Source organism: Streptomyces sp. NPDC037203 (assembly GCF_055605065.1).
On the sequence record NZ_JBVJUC010000008.1, the window covers coordinates 232,099 to 251,161 of the forward strand.

Annotated in this window: 16 protein-coding genes; 8 read left to right on the forward strand and 8 right to left on the reverse strand. The window is 71.3% G+C overall.

Annotation, left to right across the window (positions count from 1 at the left end; all coding sequences use genetic code 11):
- Window positions 1-56: 56 nt before the first annotated feature.
- The 4 genes from ACZ7EC_RS22790 to ACZ7EC_RS22805 all read left to right on the forward strand — a co-directional run bounded on the left by ACZ7EC_RS22790 (window position 57) and on the right by ACZ7EC_RS22805 (window position 4,382).
- Complete coding sequence (locus ACZ7EC_RS22790; RefSeq protein WP_471065117.1) at window positions 57-1,034, forward strand: tetratricopeptide repeat protein; 978 nt, start codon at window positions 57-59, stop codon at window positions 1,032-1,034.
- A 621-nt stretch (window positions 1,035-1,655) separates the two neighbouring features.
- Window positions 1,656-2,288 (forward strand): DUF6230 family protein, encoded by a 633-nt coding sequence (locus ACZ7EC_RS22795; protein ID WP_471065118.1) that lies wholly within the window; start codon window positions 1,656-1,658, stop codon window positions 2,286-2,288.
- Window positions 2,289-2,404: 116 nt separating this feature from the next.
- Entirely contained in the window at window positions 2,405-2,965 is a 561-nt protein-coding gene (locus ACZ7EC_RS22800) for a DUF6114 domain-containing protein (RefSeq protein ID WP_471065119.1), read from the forward strand.
- A complete protein-coding gene (locus tag ACZ7EC_RS22805) occupies window positions 2,955-4,382 on the forward strand; it encodes a hypothetical protein (protein WP_471065121.1) in 1,428 nt (475 codons plus the stop codon). Before ACZ7EC_RS22800 ends, ACZ7EC_RS22805 begins: the two co-directional genes overlap by 11 nt.
- Window positions 4,383-4,481: 99 nt before the next feature.
- Here the strand turns inward: ACZ7EC_RS22805 and pyk are convergent, their stop codons facing one another.
- The 3 genes from pyk to pta form a co-directional block, all read right to left on the reverse strand.
- Complete coding sequence (gene pyk / locus ACZ7EC_RS22810; protein ID WP_471065122.1) at window positions 4,482-5,906, reverse strand: pyruvate kinase; 1,425 nt, start codon at window positions 5,904-5,906, stop codon at window positions 4,482-4,484.
- Between the two features lie 83 nt (window positions 5,907-5,989).
- The gene (locus ACZ7EC_RS22815) at window positions 5,990-7,198 is read right to left on the reverse strand and encodes an acetate kinase (protein WP_471065124.1); all 1,209 of its coding nucleotides are present in this window, start codon (window positions 7,196-7,198) and stop codon (window positions 5,990-5,992) included.
- A complete protein-coding gene (gene pta / locus ACZ7EC_RS22820) occupies window positions 7,195-9,294 on the reverse strand; it encodes a phosphate acetyltransferase (protein ID WP_471065126.1) in 2,100 nt (699 codons plus the stop codon). The genes ACZ7EC_RS22815 and pta overlap by 4 nt, the downstream gene beginning before the upstream one ends.
- Window positions 9,295-9,506: 212 nt before the next feature.
- On the opposite strand from pta, the gene ACZ7EC_RS22825 reads away from it, so the two are divergent.
- Window positions 9,507-10,532, forward strand: coding sequence for an ATP-dependent 6-phosphofructokinase (locus tag ACZ7EC_RS22825; protein ID WP_471065128.1), 1,026 nt, complete (start codon window positions 9,507-9,509; stop codon window positions 10,530-10,532).
- A 49-nt stretch (window positions 10,533-10,581) separates the two neighbouring features.
- On the opposite strand, the gene ACZ7EC_RS22830 is transcribed toward ACZ7EC_RS22825, so the two are convergent.
- From ACZ7EC_RS22830 to ACZ7EC_RS22840, 3 genes are all read right to left on the reverse strand, one after another.
- Window positions 10,582-11,271, reverse strand: coding sequence for a helix-turn-helix domain-containing protein (locus tag ACZ7EC_RS22830; RefSeq protein ID WP_471065129.1), 690 nt, complete (start codon window positions 11,269-11,271; stop codon window positions 10,582-10,584).
- A gap of 142 nt (window positions 11,272-11,413) precedes the next feature.
- Complete coding sequence (locus ACZ7EC_RS22835; protein ID WP_471065131.1) at window positions 11,414-12,097, reverse strand: response regulator; 684 nt, start codon at window positions 12,095-12,097, stop codon at window positions 11,414-11,416.
- A complete protein-coding gene (locus ACZ7EC_RS22840) occupies window positions 12,094-13,725 on the reverse strand; it encodes a sensor histidine kinase (protein WP_471065132.1) in 1,632 nt (543 codons plus the stop codon). The genes ACZ7EC_RS22835 and ACZ7EC_RS22840 overlap by 4 nt, the downstream gene beginning before the upstream one ends.
- Window positions 13,726-13,891: 166 nt before the next feature.
- Between ACZ7EC_RS22840 and ACZ7EC_RS22845 the strand changes: the two genes are divergently transcribed.
- Window positions 13,892-15,268, forward strand: a complete 1,377-nt coding sequence (locus ACZ7EC_RS22845) for a cation:dicarboxylate symporter family transporter (RefSeq protein ID WP_471065134.1) — start codon at window positions 13,892-13,894, stop codon at window positions 15,266-15,268.
- Window positions 15,269-15,383: 115 nt separating this feature from the next.
- Here ACZ7EC_RS22845 and ACZ7EC_RS22850 read toward each other — a convergent pair whose 3' ends face one another.
- Entirely contained in the window at window positions 15,384-16,007 is a 624-nt protein-coding gene (locus tag ACZ7EC_RS22850) for a TetR/AcrR family transcriptional regulator (RefSeq protein ID WP_471065136.1), read from the reverse strand.
- Between the two features lie 119 nt (window positions 16,008-16,126).
- Here ACZ7EC_RS22850 and ACZ7EC_RS22855 point away from each other — a divergent pair, with 119 nt between their 5' ends.
- Complete coding sequence (locus ACZ7EC_RS22855) at window positions 16,127-17,797, forward strand: MFS transporter (protein ID WP_471065138.1); 1,671 nt, start codon at window positions 16,127-16,129, stop codon at window positions 17,795-17,797.
- 95 nt (window positions 17,798-17,892) lie between these two features.
- Entirely contained in the window at window positions 17,893-18,657 is a 765-nt protein-coding gene (locus ACZ7EC_RS22860) for a DUF2127 domain-containing protein (protein WP_471065140.1), read from the forward strand.
- 81 nt (window positions 18,658-18,738) lie between these two features.
- Here ACZ7EC_RS22860 and ACZ7EC_RS22865 read toward each other — a convergent pair whose 3' ends face one another.
- Window positions 18,739-19,020, reverse strand: coding sequence for a hypothetical protein (locus ACZ7EC_RS22865; protein WP_471065142.1), 282 nt, complete (start codon window positions 19,018-19,020; stop codon window positions 18,739-18,741).
- Window positions 19,021-19,063 lie beyond the last annotated feature (43 nt).

Below are 19,063 nucleotides of genomic sequence, written 5' to 3' on the forward strand. Positions count from 1 at the left end.
GGCGCCGAACATCGACGCTTTTTTCTTCAGACGCGGGATCGGGGGAGGATAGACCCATGCAGCCACGGAACATGTCCATGAGCGGCGTGGTCGACCTCGCCGCGGTGAAGGCGGCCCAGGAGGCCAAGGCCAAGGCCGAGCAGGCGCGCGCCGAAGCGGCCCGGCAGGGCGGCACGGGTGCCGTCTCCCCGGCCGATCTCGTCATCGACGTCGATGAGGCGGGCTTCGAGCGCGAGGTGCTCCAGCGCTCCGCCGAGGTGCCCGTCGTCATCGACTTCTGGGCCGAGTGGTGTCAGCCCTGCAAGCAGCTGAGCCCGGTCCTGGAGCGGCTGGCCGTCGAGTACAACGGGCGCTTCCTCCTCGCCAAGATCGACGTCGACGCCAACCAGATGTTGATGCAGCAGTTCGGGGTGCAGGGCATCCCGGCGGTGTTCGCCGTCGTCGCGGGCCAGGCCCTGCCCCTGTTCCAGGGGGCGGCCGCCGAGACGCAGATCCGCGGCACCCTCGACCAGCTGGTGCAGGTCGCCGAGGAGCGGTTCGGCCTGACCGGTCTGACCGTCGACCCGGACGCGCAGCCGGGCGGTGCGTCCGGCGCGCCCGCCGAGGCCCCGGCGGGCCCGTACGAGTCGCTTCTGAACGCGGCCGCCGCGGCCCTGGACGCCGGCGATCTGGACGGCGCGGTCCGCGCCTACCAGAATGTGCTGGCCGACGACCCGGCCCACCCGGAGGCCAAACTCGGTCTGGCGCAGGCCGAGTTGCTGCGCCGGGTACAGGGCATGGACCCGCAGAAGGTGCGCCGTGAGGCGGCCGAGAAGCCGAAGGACGCCGACGCGCAGATCGCCGCCGCGGACCTGGATCTGGTGGGCGGTCATGTCGAGGACGCCTTCGGGCGGTTGATCGAGACCGTGCAGCGCACGGCCGGTGACGAGCGGGACGCGGTGCGTCGCCGGCTCCTGGAGCTGTTCGAGGTCGTGGGCTCCGAGGACCCGCGGGTGGTCGGAGCGCGCAGGGCGCTCGCACGGGCGCTTTTCTGACCAGTCGCTAAACGCCACGGCCTGTGATGCCGAGGTGAAAGGTTCGCCGACAAGGCGTTGAGGCCGCTCCGCTTTGCCAAATCTTGGCAATCGGGGCGGCTGTTACTCCGAGTAAATCAAGGCCGTTGATCTGTCTGGTTTCGTACAGAGATCAACGGCTTTGCTCTGCCCTCCGTTGCGACGGAGTGTCGCGCTCCGGGATCACCTTGTCGTGTCCCGGTTATCCCCCCGTTACTAGCCAGTAACGAACCCCCTTGTGCGGGCGGCCAATTTGCACCACGATCGGCGACGCTCGGTCCATTCCCGCACCCCGGCACCCGGTCGGGGCGAGGGAGACTCTGGGTCCCCACCGAGCAGAGCCGGCGGCAGTGGCGCCGGCTCTCGGGCAGGGGGGTCTTCGCCGGCCGGCGAAGCCTGTCCAGAAGGTTGTGCGTGATGTGTGTCAGGCGCGACCAGTGGTTGTCGCTCGGGGGTGATCGCCGGTGATCCGGGCGCGCTATGCGCCCGCGAGTACGGGCGCTCCTTCCCGAGGACGTAGCACTTCTCCCATCCCTGCCCCGGCTGAGCCGCCGTACGTGGGCGAGTCCGGGCCAGGAGATGTACGTCCGAGAAGGAGGAAATATGGAGTCCCAGGTGCGTGGCGGGACCAGATGGAAGCGGTTCGCTGTGGTCATGGTGCCCAGCGTCGCCGCCACGGCGTGTATAGGTGTGGCCCTCGCTCAGGGTGCGCTGGCCGCCTCGTTCAGCGTGTCGGGTCAGTCCTTCAAGGTGACCGCGGACAAGCTGGTCGGCCAGGGCTTCGAGCAGTACGGCGCGCTCGACAACGGCTACACCCTCAGTGGTGACCAGACGGCCCACCCGGTCGCGGTCTCGGCCTTCAAGTCGGCCGAGATCACGAACATGTGCCAGTCGGTCGTCACGCCGAACATCCCGGTGCTCGGTTCGGTGACCCTGAGGCTGACCGCCGGCCAGAAGGACCCGGTCGAGGCCGACCGGCTCTACATCGACGTCGACGACCTGAACGCCGACGCCACCTTCAACAACATCGACATCGGTGTTGCGGCCAAGGACGCCGGCAAGGGTCCGGGCATGAAGGGCGGCAAGGAGCAGGCCAACCCGTTCGGCTTCGCGCAGCAGGCCGACTCGGCCACGCTGACCGGTGTGAAGCAGACGGCGTGGGCGACCACGGCCGGCACCTTCAAGCTCAGTGGTCTGCACATGTCCGTGCAGGCGGGCACGCACGAGTGCTACTAGGCACTCGCTGACGGGCGGGGGAGCCGACGGCGCCCCCGCCCGCGCCACATCCGCCGCGTCTCCACGCGCGGCACACGTCATCACCACAGCAATGCCGCACCAGGGAGCTGTTTTCCATGAGCGCCGAGACCCCTGCCGCCGACCCCGGCCAGTTCACCAACCGGAGGCAGCAGTTCCGCGCCTGGCGGGGCGCGCGGCCGTTCTGGGCAGGTCTGTTCGTCTTGCTCGGCGGCTTTCCGATCATGTACTTCCCGTACGCCCATCTCCAGCTGGGACACCTGACGCTGGCGATGGCGACCACCGCGGGAGCGGGATCCCTGATCATCGGTGTGCTGCTCGTCGTGCTGGGGATCAGCCTCTGGTTCCAGAAGCATGTGCGGACCTTCGCGGGAGTCGCCGCGATCCTGCTGGCACTGGTGTCCCTCCCCGTGTCCAACTTCGGGGGATTCGTCCTCGGCTTCCTGTTCTCCCTCATCGGCGGGGCGATGGCCGTGGCGTGGGCGCCGGGCGAGCCCGCGGGCCCGGAGGCGCAGGCCGGTGAGGCCGCCCCGGACGCGGGCGGCGCACCCGGATCCGTGCCGCTGCCCGGTCAGGGCACCGGCGGGGCGTACGAGCCGAACGACCTGTCAGGAACGAGCCCGGCCAACGGGGCGAACGGGAGGCACAGTGCCGGCTGACGAGGTGAGCCGCGGGAGCGATGCGGACGAGTCCCGCGGGAGAACCGGACCCCGCCACGCGGCTCCCAGGAAGCCGCTGTTCACCAGGTTCCACATGCCGGCCGGCAAGGCGATAGCCACCGTGGCGATGCCGACGGCCGTGCTCATGGGCATGGGCTTCACCTCCACGCTCGCCCTCGCGGCGGGCAACGGCGGCGGCCCCACCACCTCGCCCGCGGCCAAGAGCATGTCGGCGGAGGAGTACAAGGACTGCGTCAAGGCGCTGGACGACGGCAAGGACCCCAAGTCCTCGCCCTCGCCCTCGGCCGACAAGTCCACCGACGCGCCGACGCCGTCGTCCTCACCGAGCGGTGACGCGACGAAGGACACGGGCAAGGACACCTCCAAGGACACCTCGAAGGACACGCCGGGCTCCTCGTCGTCCGGAGACGCGGGTTCGGGTTCGGACTCGGGTTCCGGTTCGGGTTCGGACTCGGGTTCCGCGGACAAGACCGCGCCCAAGCCGACCGGGACCTCCGGCTCCTCCGACTCCGGCTCGGGTTCGGGTTCGGGCTCCGGTTCCGGTACGACGACGGGCACGTCCCCGAGCCAGAGCAGCAGCGGCGGGCTGCTCGGCACCATCGGCGACACCATCGGGAACATCCTCACCGGCGGCAAGCACGACTCCGCCGCACCCTCCGCGAGCACCACGCCCTCGGCGAGCCCCTCGCCCTCCGCGTCCGGCTCCACGGCGCCGTCGTCCGGCACGAAGCCTTCCGACACCGTCAAGGACACGACCTCCAAGACCGCCAAGACGGTCGGGGACACGGTGAGGAACACCACCGGCACGGTCTCCAAGGCGGTCGACGGCGCGGGGAAGGCGGTCAAGGACACGGCGGACGCCGCCACCACGGGCCCGTCCCCGAGCCCCTCGGCGAGCACCAGCCCGAGCCCCTCGGCCACGGACTGCCCCGCCGCCACCACCGATGAGGGGGGCGTCGACAACGCGGTGCCGGTGGCGGACGACCCCTGGTACCTCCAGGCCAGCTCGCTGCTGCTCAAAGGCGCCGACTACCAGGGCATCGTGGAGGTGAAGACGGCGAGCGGCACCACCAAGAAGGCGCTGAAGTACGTCATCTCCGACGGCACGGACATCGGCGACCTGCACCAGACCGTGCACGACTCGCTGTCCGGCAAGACGTACCACGTCCAGGCGGCCAAGGGCTCGACGTCGACCATCAGGGACGGCAAGACCGTGATGTACACCGAGTCGATCTCGGGCAACCTGTTCGGTCTGATCCCGATGACGTTCAGCCCCGACAGCCCGCCCCCGCTGAACCTTCCGCTGATCTACTTCACCAGTGTGAAGGTGACCCAGGCCGCCCAGTTCGGCGGCAGCCTGCACGTGCCCGGAATGCACGTGTACACGACCGGCTGACCGGTCCCCCAGACCCGTCCGGGAGCCGCAACACCGCTGAGGGCGCCCCCTGTTCGCAGGGGGCGCCCTCAGCGCCGTTCAAGGCCCGTACGGGCCGCGTCAGTTGTCGGTGCCCAGGTGGTGCACCCGGATCATGTTGGTGGTGCCGGGGACGCCGGGGGGCGAGCCGGCGGTGATGACCACGGTGGCGCCCTTCTCGAAGCGGGCCAGCTTGGCCAGCTCCTGGTCCACCTGCTCGACCATGTCGTCGGTGGTGTCCACGAACGGCACCACGTACGGCTCCACGCCCCAGCTCAGCGTGAGCTGGTTGCGGGTGGCCTCCTCGGTGGTGAAGGCGAGGATCGGCTGCGCGGCGCGGTAGCGCGAAAGGCGGCGCGCGGTGTCACCGGACTGGGTGAACGCGATCAGGCCCCGGCCGCCGAGGAAGTCGGCGATCTCGCAGGCCGCGCGGGCCACCGAACCACCCTGCGTGCGCGGCTTCTTGCCCGGCACCAGCGGCTGGAGGCCCTTGGAGAGCAGCTCTTGCTCGGCGGCCTGGACGATCTTCGACATCGTCTTGACCGTCTCGACCGGGTAGGCGCCCACCGAGGACTCGGCGGACAGCATCACCGCGTCGGCGCCGTCCAGGATCGCGTTGGCCACGTCGGAGGCCTCGGCGCGGGTCGGCCGGGAGTTGGTGATCATCGACTCCATCATCTGGGTCGCCACGATCACCGGCTTGGCGTTGCGCCGGCACAGCTCGATCAGGCGCTTCTGCACCATCGGGACCTTTTCGAGCGGGTACTCCACCGCGAGGTCGCCGCGCGCCACCATCACCGCGTCGAACGCCGCGACGACGTCCTGCATGTTCTCCACCGCCTGCGGCTTCTCCACCTTGGCGATGACCGGGACCCGGCGGCCCTCCTCGTCCATGACGCGGTGCACGTCCTGGACGTCCTTGGCGTCCCGCACGAAGGACAGCGCGACCATGTCGCAGCCCATGCGCAGCGCGAACCGCAGGTCCTCGACGTCCTTCTCGCTCAGCGCGGGCACGTTGACGGCCGCGCCGGGCAGGTTGATGCCCTTGTGGTCGGAGACGACGCCGCCCTCGATCACGATCGTCCGGACCCGCGGGCCGTCCACGTCCACGACCTTCAGCTCGACGTTGCCGTCGTTGATCAGGACCTGGTCGCCGCGCGAGACATCGCCCGGCAGCCCCTTGTACGTCGTCCCGCAGATGTGCCGGTCGCCGGCCACGTCCTCGGTGGTGATGACGAACTCGTCGCCGCGCTCCAGCTCGACAGGGCCCTCGGCGAAGGTCTCCAGGCGGATCTTCGGGCCCTGGAGGTCGGCGAGGACGCCGATGGGGCGGCCGGTCTCCTTGGCGGCGGCCCGGACGCGGTCGTACCGCGCCTGGTGCTCGGCGTGGGAGCCGTGGCTGAAGTTGAAGCGGGCCACGTTCATGCCCGCCTCGATCATGGCGACGAGCATCTCGTGGGAGTCGACCGCGGGGCCGAGAGTACAGACGATTTTCGAACGGCGCATGGGGCGATCCTATCGGTTTGTTTCGCTACGGAATATTCCGTCTGGCGGAAGATACAAATGAGAGGCGGTCTGCTCAGGTGCTCTCAATTGCTCTTTCCGACCAGTGCGTAGGTCTGCGTCGCGATCTCCAGTTCTTCATCCGTCGGCACCACGGCCACGGCCACCCGTGCGGACGCGGGCGAAATCAGCCGCGCCGCGTCGCTGCGTACGCGGTTCAGCTCCGGGTCGACCGCCGCGCCCAGCCCCTCCAGGCCCGCGATCGCCGCCTCGCGCACGGGCGCCGCGTTCTCCCCGACCCCGGCGGTGAACGCGATCGCGTCCACCTTCCCGAGGACGGCGAAATAGGCGCCGATGTACTTCTTGAGCCGGTGAATGTAAATGTCGAAGGCGAGGGCGGCTTCCTCGTCGCCCTCCTCGATCCGGCGGCGGATCTCCCGCATGTCGTTGTCCCCGCACAGACCGAACAAGCCGCTCCTCTTGTTGAGAAGAGTGTCGATCTCGTCCATGGACATTCCGCCAACCCGCGCCAAATGGAAGATGACGGCGGGATCCAGATCACCGGATCGCGTACCCATCACCAGCCCCTCCAAAGGCGTGAGCCCCATGGAGGTGTCCACGCACCGGCCCCCCGCCACCGCCGAAGCGGAGGCGCCGTTGCCCAGGTGCAGCACGATCACGTCGACCTCGGCGGGGTCCTTGCCGAGCAGCCGGGCCGTCTCGCGGGACACATAGGCGTGCGAGGTGCCGTGGAAGCCGTAGCGGCGCACCCGGTACCGGTCGGCGATCTTCGGGTCGATGGCGTAGCGCGCCGCCGACTCCGGCATGGTGGTGTGGAAGGCGGTGTCGAACACGGCGACCTGCGGCAGGTCGGGGCGCAGCGCTCGGGCGGTGCGGATGCCGGTGAGGTTGGCCGGGTTGTGCAGCGGGGCGACCGGGATCAGCCGTTCGATCTCGGTGATCACGCCGTCGTCCACGACGGTGGGCTCGGTGAAGAACATCCCGCCGTGCACCACCCGGTGCCCGATCGCCAGCAGGTCCGGCGAGTCGAGGCCGATGCCGTCGCGGGCCAGCTCGCCCGCGACCGCTTTGAGCGCGGCGTCGTGGTCGGCGATCGGGCCGTTCTGCTCGCGGGTCTCGCCGCTGCTCGCGCAGGTGTGCTTGAGCCGGGAGGTCTGCTCGCCGATCCGCTCCACCAGGCCGAGGGCGAGCCGGCTCGCGTCCCGCATGTCGAGCAGCTGGTACTTCAGCGAGGAGGAACCGGAGTTGAGGACGAGGACACGGGTCGCGGTCACGGTACGGGCACGCTTTCTGCTCGGTCTGCGGAGGTCTGGGCCTGGATGGCGGTGATGGCGACGGTGGTCACGATGTCCGGCACCAGGGCGCCGCGGGACAGGTCGTTGACCGGCTTGTTCAGTCCCTGGAGGACCGGGCCGACGGCGATCGCGCCGGCCGAGCGCTGCACGGCCTTGTAGGTGTTGTTGCCGGTGTTGAGGTCCGGGAAGATCAGCACGGTGGCCTGCCCGGCGACCTCGGAGCCCGGCAGCTTGGTCGCGGCGACGGTGGGCTCCACGGCGGCGTCGTACTGGATCGGCCCCTCGATCTTCAGGTCCGGCCGCCGGGCGCGCACCAGCTCGGTGGCCGCGCGCACCTTGTCGACGTCGGCGCCGGTGCCGGAGGTGCCGGTGGAGTACGACAGCATCGCGATCCGCGGCTCCACCCCGAACCGGGCCGCCGTACCGGCCGACTGGATGGCGATGTCGGCGAGCTGCTCGGCGTCCGGGTCGGGGTTGACCGCGCAGTCGCCGTAGACCAGCACCTTGTCGGCCAGGCACATGAAGAACACCGAGGAGACGATCGCCGCCTCCGAACGGGTCTTGATGATCTCGAAGGCCGGGCGGATGGTGGCCGCCGTGGAGTGCACCGAGCCGGAGACCATGCCGTCGGCGAGGCCCTCCTCGACCATCAGGGTGCCGAAGTAGTTCACGTCCGTGACCACGTCGTACGCCAGCTCCACCGTGACGCCCTTGTGGGCGCGCAGGGCCGCGTACTTCTCGGCGAAGCCGTCGCGCAGCCCGGAGGTGGCCGGGTCGATCAGCTGGGTGTCGCCGAGGTCGATGCCCAGGTCCGCGGCCTTCTTGCGGATCTGGTCGGCGGGCCCGAGCAGGGTCAGGTCGCACACGCCCCGGCGCAGCAGCACCTCGGCCGCGTGCAGCACCCGCTCCTCGGTGCCCTCCGGGAGCACCACCCGGCGCCGGTCGGCGCGGGCCCGCTCCAGCAGCGTGTGCTCGAACATCATCGGGGTGACGCGGTCGCCGCTCGGCGCGGAGATCCGGCGCGCCAGCTCGGCGGTGTCCACATGGCGCTCGAACAGGCCGAGCGCGGTCTCCGCCTTGCGCGGGGTGGCCGCCGTCATCCGGCCCTCCAGCGAGAACAGCCGCTCGGCGGTGGGGAAGCTGTTGCCGCGCACCGAGAGGACAGGGGTGCCCGGTGCGAGCCGGGCGGCCAGGGTGAGGATCTCCTGGCTCGGCACCTCGTCCAGGGTGAGCAGCATGCCGGCGATCGGCGGGGTGCCGGCGCTGTGCGCGGCCAGCGCGCCGACCACCAGGTCCGCGCGGTCGCCCGGAGTGATCACCACGCAGCCCGGCGTCAGGGCGGTCAGCAGGTTCGGCAGCATGGCGCCGCCGAAGACGAAGCCGAGGGCGTCGCGGGCGAGCCCGGAGTCGTCGCCTAGCAGCACCCGCGCGTCCAGGGCCTGGGCGATCTGCGCGATGGTCGGCGCGGACAGGGCGGGCTCGTCGGGCAGCACGTAGCAGGGCACCGGCAGCCGGGAGGCCAGGCGCTCGGCGATCTCGGCGCGGTCCTCGCGGGCGACCCGGTTGGCGATCATGGCAAGGACGTCGCAGCCCAGGCCGTGGTAGGCGCGGTAGGCGTTGCGGACCTCCGCGCGCACCGAGTCGGCGTGCTGGCCGCGGCCGCCGACGACCGGCAGCACGGCGGCGCCGAACTCGTTGGCCAGCCGGGCGTTGAGGGCCAGCTCGTCGGGGAGCTGGGTGGCGGCGAAGTCGGTGCCGAGGACGAGGACGACGTCGTAGTCGCGGGCCAGCAGGTGGAAGCGGTCCACGAGGGCGGAGACCAGTTCGTCGGTGCCCCGCTCGGCCTGGATCGCGGACGCCTCCCGGTAGTCCATGCCGATCACGGTCGCCGGGTCCTGGGAGAGGCGGTAGCGCGCCCGCAGCAGCTCGAACAGCCGGTCGGGGCCGTCGTGCACGAGCGGGCGGAAGACGCCCACCCGGTCGACCTGCCGGGTCAGGAGTTCCATGACCCCCAGCTCCACGACCTGGCGGCCGTCGCCGCGGTCGATGCCGGTCAGGTACACGCTGCGCGTCACGTGTCCACTCCGTTTCTGATGTCGCTCGCCGTCGAAAGATCGTCGTCAAAGGGTCGGCATAAAAATCGCCCACCAGGGTGAGCGGAACCCTCTTGACAGTACCCCTCAATCGGGATAAGGCGCCCGTCAGGATCCCAGGGCTCCCCGGCGGACGTGAAAGAATCGGTGCAGGCTCACGCACGGACGAGACAGCGAGCAGGAGACACAGCACGATGCGCATCGGAGTTCTCACCGCAGGCGGCGACTGCCCCGGCCTGAACGCCGTGATCCGTTCGGTCGTGCACCGCGCGGTGACGCAGTACGACGACGAGGTCATCGGATTCGAGGACGGCTACCGGGGCCTGCTCGACCGCCACTACCGCGCCCTCGACCTGGACGCGGTCAGCGGCATCCTCGCCCTCGGCGGCACCATCCTCGGCTCCTCCCGGCTGGAGCGGGACCGGCTGCGGGAGGCCTGCGAGCGGGCCACCGACATGGTCGAGGAGTTCGGCATCGACGCGCTGATCCCGATCGGCGGCGAGGGCACCCTGACGGCCGCCCGGATGCTCTCCGACGCGGGCCTCCCGGTCGTCGGCGTGCCCAAGACGATCGACAACGACATCTCCTCGACGGACCGCACCTTCGGCTTCGACACCGCGGTGGGCGTCGCCACCGAGGCGATGGACCGCCTCAAGACCACCGCCGAGTCCCACCAGCGGGTGATGGTGGTCGAGGTCATGGGCCGGCACGCGGGCTGGATCGCCCTGGAGTCCGGTATGGCCGCCGGCGCCCACGGCATCTGCCTGCCCGAGCGGCCCTTCGACCCCGCTGACCTGGTCAAGATGGTCGAGGAGCGCTTCGCGCGCGGCAAGAAGTTCGCCGTGATCTGCGTCGCCGAGGGCGCGCACCCGGCCGAGGGCACCATGGACTACGGCAAGGGTGCGATCGACCAGTACGGCCACGAGCGCTTCCAGGGCATCGGCACCGCCCTCGCCTACGAGCTGGAGCGCCGCCTCGGCAAGGAGGCCAAGCCGGTCATCCTCGGCCACGTCCAGCGCGGCGGCGTGCCCACCGCCTACGACCGCGTGCTCGCCACCCGCTTCGGCTGGCACGCCGTGGAGGCCGCCCACCGCGGTGAGTTCGGCCGGATGACCGCCCTGCGCGGCACCGACATCCGGATGGTCCCGCTCGCGGAGGCGGTGACCGAACTGAAGACGGTCCCGAAGGACCGCATGGACGAGGCGGAGTCGGTCTTCTAGGCCGCCGGACTCCGGGGCCGGGTCGCGGCGGGAGGCCGTGGCGGGAGTCCTACGGCTCCCGCCGCGCGGCCGCCCAGAAGTGGTCCACGATCCGCTCCAGGAACTCCTCCCCGGCGGCCCCGGCCGAACCCCCGCCGCCCCAGCCGAGGGTGGCGGTCATCCGGCCCTGGTAGTCCCGGTGCAGCCGGCGCAGCGCCTCCTCCAGGTCGGGGCGCGCCACGGCCACCAGCTCCCCGACCTGCCGTACATAGGCCTGCCAGCGGGTGGTCACGGCCCCGCGCAGCAGCTCGGCGAGCCGCTCCGTACGACCCGTGACGGCCACCACGTCCGGCGGCTCGAGGCGCAGCACCCGGACGAGGTCGCCGAGTTGGCGCTCGGTGCCGCGCCAGGTGCCGTCCTCCTCCATCCGCAGATACTCCGGAAGGTCCACGCCGACGGCGCGGGCGACGTCCTGCGGTGCGACGCCGCGGGCGATGCGGTGTTCGCGCAGGGTGCCGGGGCGGCCGAGGAGTTCGCCGGGGTCGCACCACAAGGTGCCGGCGAGCGCGGCGAGTTCGGTGTGGTCCGGGACGGCGGTGCCGCGCTCCCAGGCGAGCACATGGCCGGGGGTGACATGGGGCAGCCCGTACGCGGAGCGCAGGGTGTGGGCGACATGCTCGGGACCCATGCCGAGCGCGCCGCGCAGCCGGCGGGCGGCGGGGGCGTCGAACGGGGGCGGAGGCGAGGAGGGTGGGCGCACCCCGCACAAGGTAGGCCCGGCGGGCCGCGGGGGATACGGTCCGTTCCGACAGGATCACGGATTGTCCGAACGCACAGGGCCGATTACTCGACCGCGTGATCCTGCTCTACGCAGCGATAGGGCGCCGGTGATCACACCGGGCTCACTGCGGCCCCGGCACCCAGCGGTACACCAGCTCCGGCCGCCCCACCTGGCCGTACAGCGGGCTGCGCGCGGCCCGGCCGGTGGCCACCAGGTGTTCCAGGTAGCGGCGCCCGGTGATCCGCGAGATGCCGACGGCCTCGGCGGCGCCGGCCGCGGTGAGCCCGTCGGGCGCCTCGCGCAGCGCCCCGGTCACCCGCTGGAGCGTCGGCCCGCTGAGCCCCTTGGGCAGCGCCGCGGGCGCGGGCGCCCGGAGCGCCGCGAGCGCCCGGTCCACCTCGTCCTGTCCGCTCGCCTCGCCCGCCGCGGCGCGGAACTCGGCGTAGCGCACCAGCCGGTCGCGCAGCGTGGCGAAGGTGAAGGGCTTGAGCACGTACTGCACCACCCCCAGCGAGACCCCCTCGCGCACCACCGCCAGATCCCGCGCCGAGGTCACCGCGATCACATCCGCGTGATGGCCCGAGGCGCGCAGCGAGCGGGCGAACTGGAGCCCGTGCACATCGGGCAGATGCAGATCGAGCAGGAGCAGATCGACCCCGGTGCGGTCCAGGACGCGCCGCGCCTCGGCGCCGGTGCGGGCCTTGGCGACCGGGACGAAGCCCGGTACCCGGCCCACGTACAGCTCGTGCGCGTCGGCGGCGACCGGGTCGTCCTCCACCACGAGCACTCTGATGGCCTCCGTCACGCGGCACCGCCCTCGGCCGGCACCGGCGCCGGGCGCAGCGGCAGCCGTACCTCGAACACCGCGCCGCCGGGGGCCGCGTCCGTGACCGTCAGCGTGCCCTCGTGCCGGGTCACCGCCTGCCGTACGAGCGCGAGCCCGAGCCCCCGTCCGCCGGGTCCGGCCGGCTTGGTCGTGAAGCCGCGCTGGAACAGCAGGTCGGCGTGGCCGGGGTCGACACCGGGGCCGGTGTCCGCGACGCGCAGCACCAGTCCGGCCGCCGAGGCGTACGCCGACACGGTCACCCGCGCCGGCGTGCTGCCCTGCGCCGCGTCCACCGCGTTGTCGATCAGGTTGCCGAGCACGGTCACCAGGTCCCGCGCGGGCGGACCGCCGGCCAGCAGCCCGTCGTCCAGGCGGCTGTCCGGCGACACCACCAGCTCCACGCCCCGCTCGTTGGCCTGCGCGGTCTTGCCCAGCAGCAGCGCGGCGAGGACGGGTTCGGCCACCGCCGCCACCACCTGGTCGGTCAGCGCCTGCGCCAGCTCCAGTTCGGCGGTGGCGAACTCCACCGCCTCCTCGGACCGGCCCAGTTCGATCAGCGAGACCACGGTGTGCAGCCGGTTCGCCGCCTCGTGCGCCTGCGAGCGCAGCGCCTGGCTGAAGCCGCGCTCGGTGTCCAACTCGCCCATCAGGGACTGGAGTTCGGTGATGTCGCGCAAGGTGACGACGGTGCCCCTGCGCTCGCCGCCCGAGACCGGGGAGGTGTTGACCACCAGGACGCGGGAGGCGGTCGGATGCACCTCGTCCACGCGGGGCCGCGAGGAGAGCAGCGCACCCGTCAGCGGCGCCGGCAGGCCCAGTCCGGCCACCGACCGGCCCACCACCTCGTCCCGCGGGCCGAACCCGAGCAGTTCCCGGCCGCCGTCGTTGATCAGCGCCACCCGGTACTGCCCGTCCAGCATCAGCAGACCCTCGCGGACCGCGTGCAGCGCGGCCTGGTGGTAGTCGTGCATCCGGCTCAGTTCGGCGGCGTTCATGTTGTGGGTGTGCCGGCGCAGCCGGGCGTTGACGACGTACGTGCCCACCGCGCCCAGCAGCAACGCCCCGCCGGCCACCCCGAGCAGCGCCGTGACCTGGTCCTGGAGCCGCTCGCTGATCCGGTCCACGGTGATGCCGGCGCTGACCAGGCCGATGATCCGGCCGCCGTCCGTCACCGGGGTCACCGCCCGCACGGAGGGGCCGAGGGTGCCGGTGTAGGTCTCGGTGAAGGTGCGGCCGCGGCGGGCGGGGGCGGTGGTGCCGAGGAAGCGTTTGCCGATCTGCCGGGGGTCCGGGTGGGTCCAGCGGATGCCGTCCGGGCTCATGATCGTGACGAAGTCGACGTTGGTGTGCCGGGTGACCTCCAGGGCGTACGGCTCGAGGCGCGCGGTCGGGTCCGGGGTGCGGATCGCGTCGCGGACCGCGGGGGAGTCGGCGACCGAGCGGGCCACCGCGGTGGTCTGCCGGGCGGCCGCGTCCCGCGCCTGCCGCCGGTCGCTGACGTAGGCGAACAGCGCGTATCCGGCCACGACCACTGCTATCAGCACCGCCTGCATGGCGAACAACTGGCCCGCCAGGCTGCGCGGACGGGTCAGGGACGGAAAGCGCATGCCAGCCAGTGTGCCCCCGGTCGTGGCGTGAACTAAATGAACGCAAGCGTGACCGCCCTCACAGGACGGGAGATAGTCGCCGCGTTCCCCAGCACCACCCGGACGTGAGCCGCACGCCGGTCGTGGACCGACGACGACGTCGACGAAGACGTCAAGGAGGGCAGTCGTGGCCGCCACCACTCCCGAGACGGCACCCGCCGCACCCCGAGCCCGGCGGGACCGGACCCATTACCTGTACATCGCCGTCATCGTGGCCGTCGCGCTCGGCATCGCCGTCGGGCTGATCTGGCCGGATGCCGCCGTCCGGCTCCAGCCGCTGGGCACCGGGTTCGTCAACCTGATCAAGATGATGATCTCGCCGATCATCTTCTGCACGATCGTGCTCGGCATCGGATCGGTGCGCAAGGCGGCCAAGGTGGGCGCCGTCGGCGGCATCGCCCTCGGCTACTTCCTGGTGATGTCGCTGGTGGCCCTCGCCATCGGGCTCGTCGTCGGCAATGTGCTGCACCCCGGTGCCGGGCTCCATCTGACCCACGCCCTCAAGCAGACCGGACACGCCCAGGTCAGCAGCGACGCGCTGCCGCCCGTGGACTTCGTCCTGTCGATCATCCCGCAGACCTTCGTCTCCGCCTTCACCGAGGGCCAGGTCCTCCAGACGCTGCTGGTCGCGCTGCTCGCCGGGTTCGCCCTCCAGGCCATGGGGGCGGCTGGGCAGCCGGTGCTGCGCGGCGTCGAGCACGTCCAGCGGCTCGTCTTCCGCATCCTGTCCATGGTCATGTGGGCCGCCCCGGTCGGCGCGTTCGGCGCGATCGCCGCCGTCACCGGCTCGGCCGGGCTGGACGCGCTGAAGAGTCTCGCCGTGCTGATGCTCGGCTTCTACGTCACCTGCGCGCTGTTCGTCTTCGTGGTGCTCGGCGCGGTGCTGCGGATCGCCGCCGGGGTGAACGTCTTCTCCCTGTGCCGCTACCTCGCCCGCGAGTTCCTGCTGATCCTGTCCACCTCCTCCTCCGAGTCCGCGCTGCCGCGCCTGATCGCGAAGATGGAGCACCTCGGCGTCAGCAAGCCGGTCGTCGGCATCACCGTGCCGACCGGGTACTCCTTCAACCTCGACGGCACGATGATCTACATGACCATGGCCTCGCTCTACATCGCGGACGCGCTGGGCACGCCGATGTCGGTCGGCGAGCAGATCCCGCTGCTGCTGTTCCTGCTGCTGGCCTCGAAGGGCGCGGCCGGCGTCAGCGGCGCGGGTCTCGCCACCCTGGCCGGCGGCCTCCAGTCGCACAAGCCCGCTCTGGTGGACGGCGTCGGCCTGATCGTCGGCATCGACCGGTTCATGAGCGAGGCGCGGGCGCTGACGAACTTCGCGGGCAACGCGATCGCCACGGTGCTCGTGGGCACCTGGACCAAGGAGATCGACCGGGCGCGGGTGTCGCGGGTGCTCTCGGGAGACCTGCCGTTCGACGAGACGGTGATGGACGCCACGGCGGGTACCGTGACCGGGACCCCCGAGCCCCGCGAGGAGAAGCTGGCCAGGGCCTAGCGCCCGGCCGCCTGCTCCGGATGCCCGGCCCCGCCTGAACCGGGTCCGGGCATCCGGCTGTTCGGGACCGCCTGTCCGCGCCGCTCCCGGACCGCGTGTGCGCCCCGCGCGCGCCCTACAGGTCCGAACTCACCTTGGCCACCAGGGCGGTGGCCAGCGAGGCGGGTACGCCCGCCGAGGTCAGCACGGTGACCGCGGCGGCGCGGCCCGCCTCCTGTGCCGCCAGCAGCCCGTCGTTGACCGCCTCCATGACCGCGAAGAGGGACTGCTCGTGCACATAGGCGAGCGCGGGCGCCGGTAGCGGTGAGCTGAACACGCCCTCGTCCAGGCCCTGTTGGAGCACCCGGATCTTGGCCGCGCGCACCGGGGCGAGGCGTTCGCGGATGCCCTGCACGGTGACCGTGCGCTGCGCGAGGGCGATCAGCAGCCGGTAGCGGTCTGCGGTCGCCCAGAGCCCGAGCACCGACCGGGCGAGGGCCTCCGCCGGGTCCGTGATCCCCGTACGCACCGCCGCGTCCACGTCCGCGAGCGCCTGCACCGCCTCGTCGGTGAGGGTGCTGATCAGCGCCTCCCGGCTGGGGAAGTGACCGTACACGGTCCGTCGTACGACCCCGGCGGCGCGCGCGATCTGATCCATCGAGGCGTCCGGGTCGCGCAGCAGCTCGGCGAGGGCGACGTCGAGGATGCGGCGGCGGTTGGCGTCCGCGCGGCTGGGGTTACCCGTGGTCATGAAGGCCATTCTGCACTCCCTCACCCGACTTGCACAGTGCTGTGCAACGGCGTACATTGCACATTGTTGTGCAATTGCACGGTGCTGTGCAAATTCCATCGCGAACCTGAGGAAGGCAAACCCCTGCCATGCGACTCGTCATGACCGAACCGGTCGAGAAGATGGAGCGCCCGTACGCCCGGCGCTGGTGGGCACTGCTGGTGCTCTGCCTGAGTCTGCTGATCATCGTGATGGCCAACACCGCCCTCACGGTCGCGGCGCCCGACATGACGAAGGACCTCGGGCTCTCCAGCGCCGACCTCCAGTGGGTGATCGACGGCTACACCGTGCCCTACGCGGCCCTGATGCTGCTGCTCGGCGCGATCGGCGACAAGTACAGCCGGCGCGGGGCGCTCGTGCTCGGCCTGCTGGTCTTCGGCGGCGGCGCGGTCTTCGGCTACCTCGCGGACAGCGCGGCGACCGTGATCGCGGCGCGCGCGGTGATGGGCGTCGGCGCGGCGCTGATCATGCCGGCCACGCTGTCGCTGCTCGCGGCGACCTTCCCGCGGGCCGAGCGGGCCAAGGCGATCGTGCTGTGGACGGCGACGGCGGGCCTCGCCATCGCCGCCGGACCGGTGGTCGCCGGCGCGCTGCTGCGCGACCACGGCTGGTCCTCGACCTTCCTCATCAACGTGCCGATCGCGCTGGTCGCGCTCGTCGCCGCCTTCGTCCTGGTCCCGCCGTCCAAGGCCGGCCACCACGACCGCATCGACTACGTCGGCGGCCTGCTGTCCGTGATCTGGACCGGCTCGCTGGTCTACATGATCATCCAGGGCCCGCACTTCGGCTGGAGCGGCAAGGCCGTCGCCGCCGCCGTGATCGCGGGCGTCGGCCTGATCGCCTTCGTCCTGTGGGAGCTGCGCCACCCGCGCCCGATCCTGGACGTCCGCCGGTTCGCGCACCGCCGCTTCGCCGGCTCCAACCTGGCCGTCGCCCTGTTCTTCCTGGCCGTCTTCGGCGCGTTCTACTTCCTCACCCAGCACCTCCAGTTCGTCCTGGGCTACGACGCCCTGGAGACCGGTGTACGGATGCTGCCGCTGGCCGGCGCCGTGTTCGTCGGCTCGGCCCTCACCGGCTGGCTCACCCCGCGCCTGGGCATGAAGTGGACCGTCAGCGCGGGCATGGTCCTCGGCACGGTGGCGCTGGGTCTGCTCACCCGAGTGGACGCGGGCTCGACGTACGGCGACTTCCTGGCCCCGCTGATCATCCTCGGCCTCGCCATCGGCCTCGCCCTCTCGCCCTGCACCGACGCGATCATGGGTGCCTTCCCCGAGTCCGAACTCGGCGTCGGCGGCGCGGTCAACGACACCTCGCTGGAACTCGGCGGCTCCCTCGGCATCGCCATCCTCGGCTCGCTGCTCGCCACGTCGTACGGCAACCACCTCACCGACGCGACCGCCGGCAGCAAGCTCCCGCCGAGCGCCCTGGACACCGCCAAGGACTCGGTCGGCGCCGGTTACGCCGTCGCGCAGGGCATCGCCGACAAGGCCCAGCAGGCCGCCGCCGGGGCCGCGCACGCGAGCAGCCCCCAGCAGGCCGCCGCGCTCAAGCAGCAGGCCGCCGAGCTGGCCGCCGGCGCCCGCCAGATGGCCGACGCCGTGGGCTCCTCCTTCTCCTCCGCCGTGGCCCACACCAGCCTGGTCGGCGCGGTCGTCCTCGGCATCGGCACGGTCCTGGTCGCGTTCCTGCTGCCGCGCCGCGCGACGACCGAAGAGGTGAAGGAAACGGAGAAGGAACTGGCGCGGACCACCGCCGGCTGACGCTTTCCCGCCGGCATCCATTAGCGTGCCGTTCCGGATCACCGGAACGGCACGCTCGTGCGTGGCGTCTGTACCGTCATGGAGGCACGGGGGATATGAAGATCGACTGGGACCGGCGGACCTGCGCGCGCAAGGGGCACGTGACCTACGCGCCCGACGATCCGCGACTGCGGGTACGGCTGCACGCACAGACCGGGCTCGGGGACGCCTGGCGCTGCCTGCGCTGCGGGGACTTCGTGCTCGGCGAACCCCACGGGTCGGGACCGGCGCGGAACGCGCCGCTGGTGCCGCGGGGCAAGGTGCTGCGAGACCTGTTCATCCTGCGCTTCCTCGCCGTCGAGCGGGCCGTGCGCGGGGTGTTCATAGTGCTGGTCGCGGTGGCCGTGTGGAAGTTCAGCAACAGCCAGGACGCGGTGCGGCGGCTGTTCAACGAGTACCTGGCCGTGCTGCGGCCGGTCTTCCGGCACTTCCACTACGACCTCGACCACTCACCCGTGGTCGGCTCCATCCAGAAGGCGTTCGGCTACAAGCACTCCACGCTGCTCCTCGTCGCCGGACTGCTCCTCGCCTACGCGCTGATCGAGCTGGTGGAGGCGGTCGGCCTGTGGCGCGCCAAGCGCTGGGCGGAGTACCTCACGGTCGTCGCCACGGCCGCGTTCCTCCCGCTGGAGATCTACGAGCTGACCGAGAAGGTCAGCTACCTCAAGATCGCCACCCTCGCCCTCAACATCCTCGCCGTCCTCTACATCGCCTTCGCCAAACGCCTCTTCGGCCTGCGCGGCGGCCGCCGCAAATTCGACGAGGAACGCCACAGCGCGTCCCTGCTGGAGGTGGAGGAGTCGGCGGGGGTGCTGGTCTGAGGCCACCGTGCGGCGTCGCCCTCCCTCCCACCGGTCGTGGGAGGGAGGGCGACGCCGTGTGCGGGTTCCGTTGCGGCCGTCTCAGTCGTGGACGTACACATCGCCCCTGGCGATGTCGTCGACATCCTCGGCCGGAACGGCGGAGAAGCCGGCCAACCGCAGGATGCCGATCAATGCCCTCTGCATGAGGAGAACGACCTCGGCATGGTGTCTCCATTCTGGCGCCGCCGGGTCCTGTCGTTCTGTCACCGCCCTTATCCCGGCCTCTGCCAGATTCGGTGCACTCCAGCGAATGTAGAGGCCGCCGGCGTGATCATCCTGGCTGTCGTCGACTTCCACCCGTGCGCCGGGCTGTCTGGTCACTTCCGGGCGCATGACGTACGCGGGAATACCGGCGCGGTGCAGT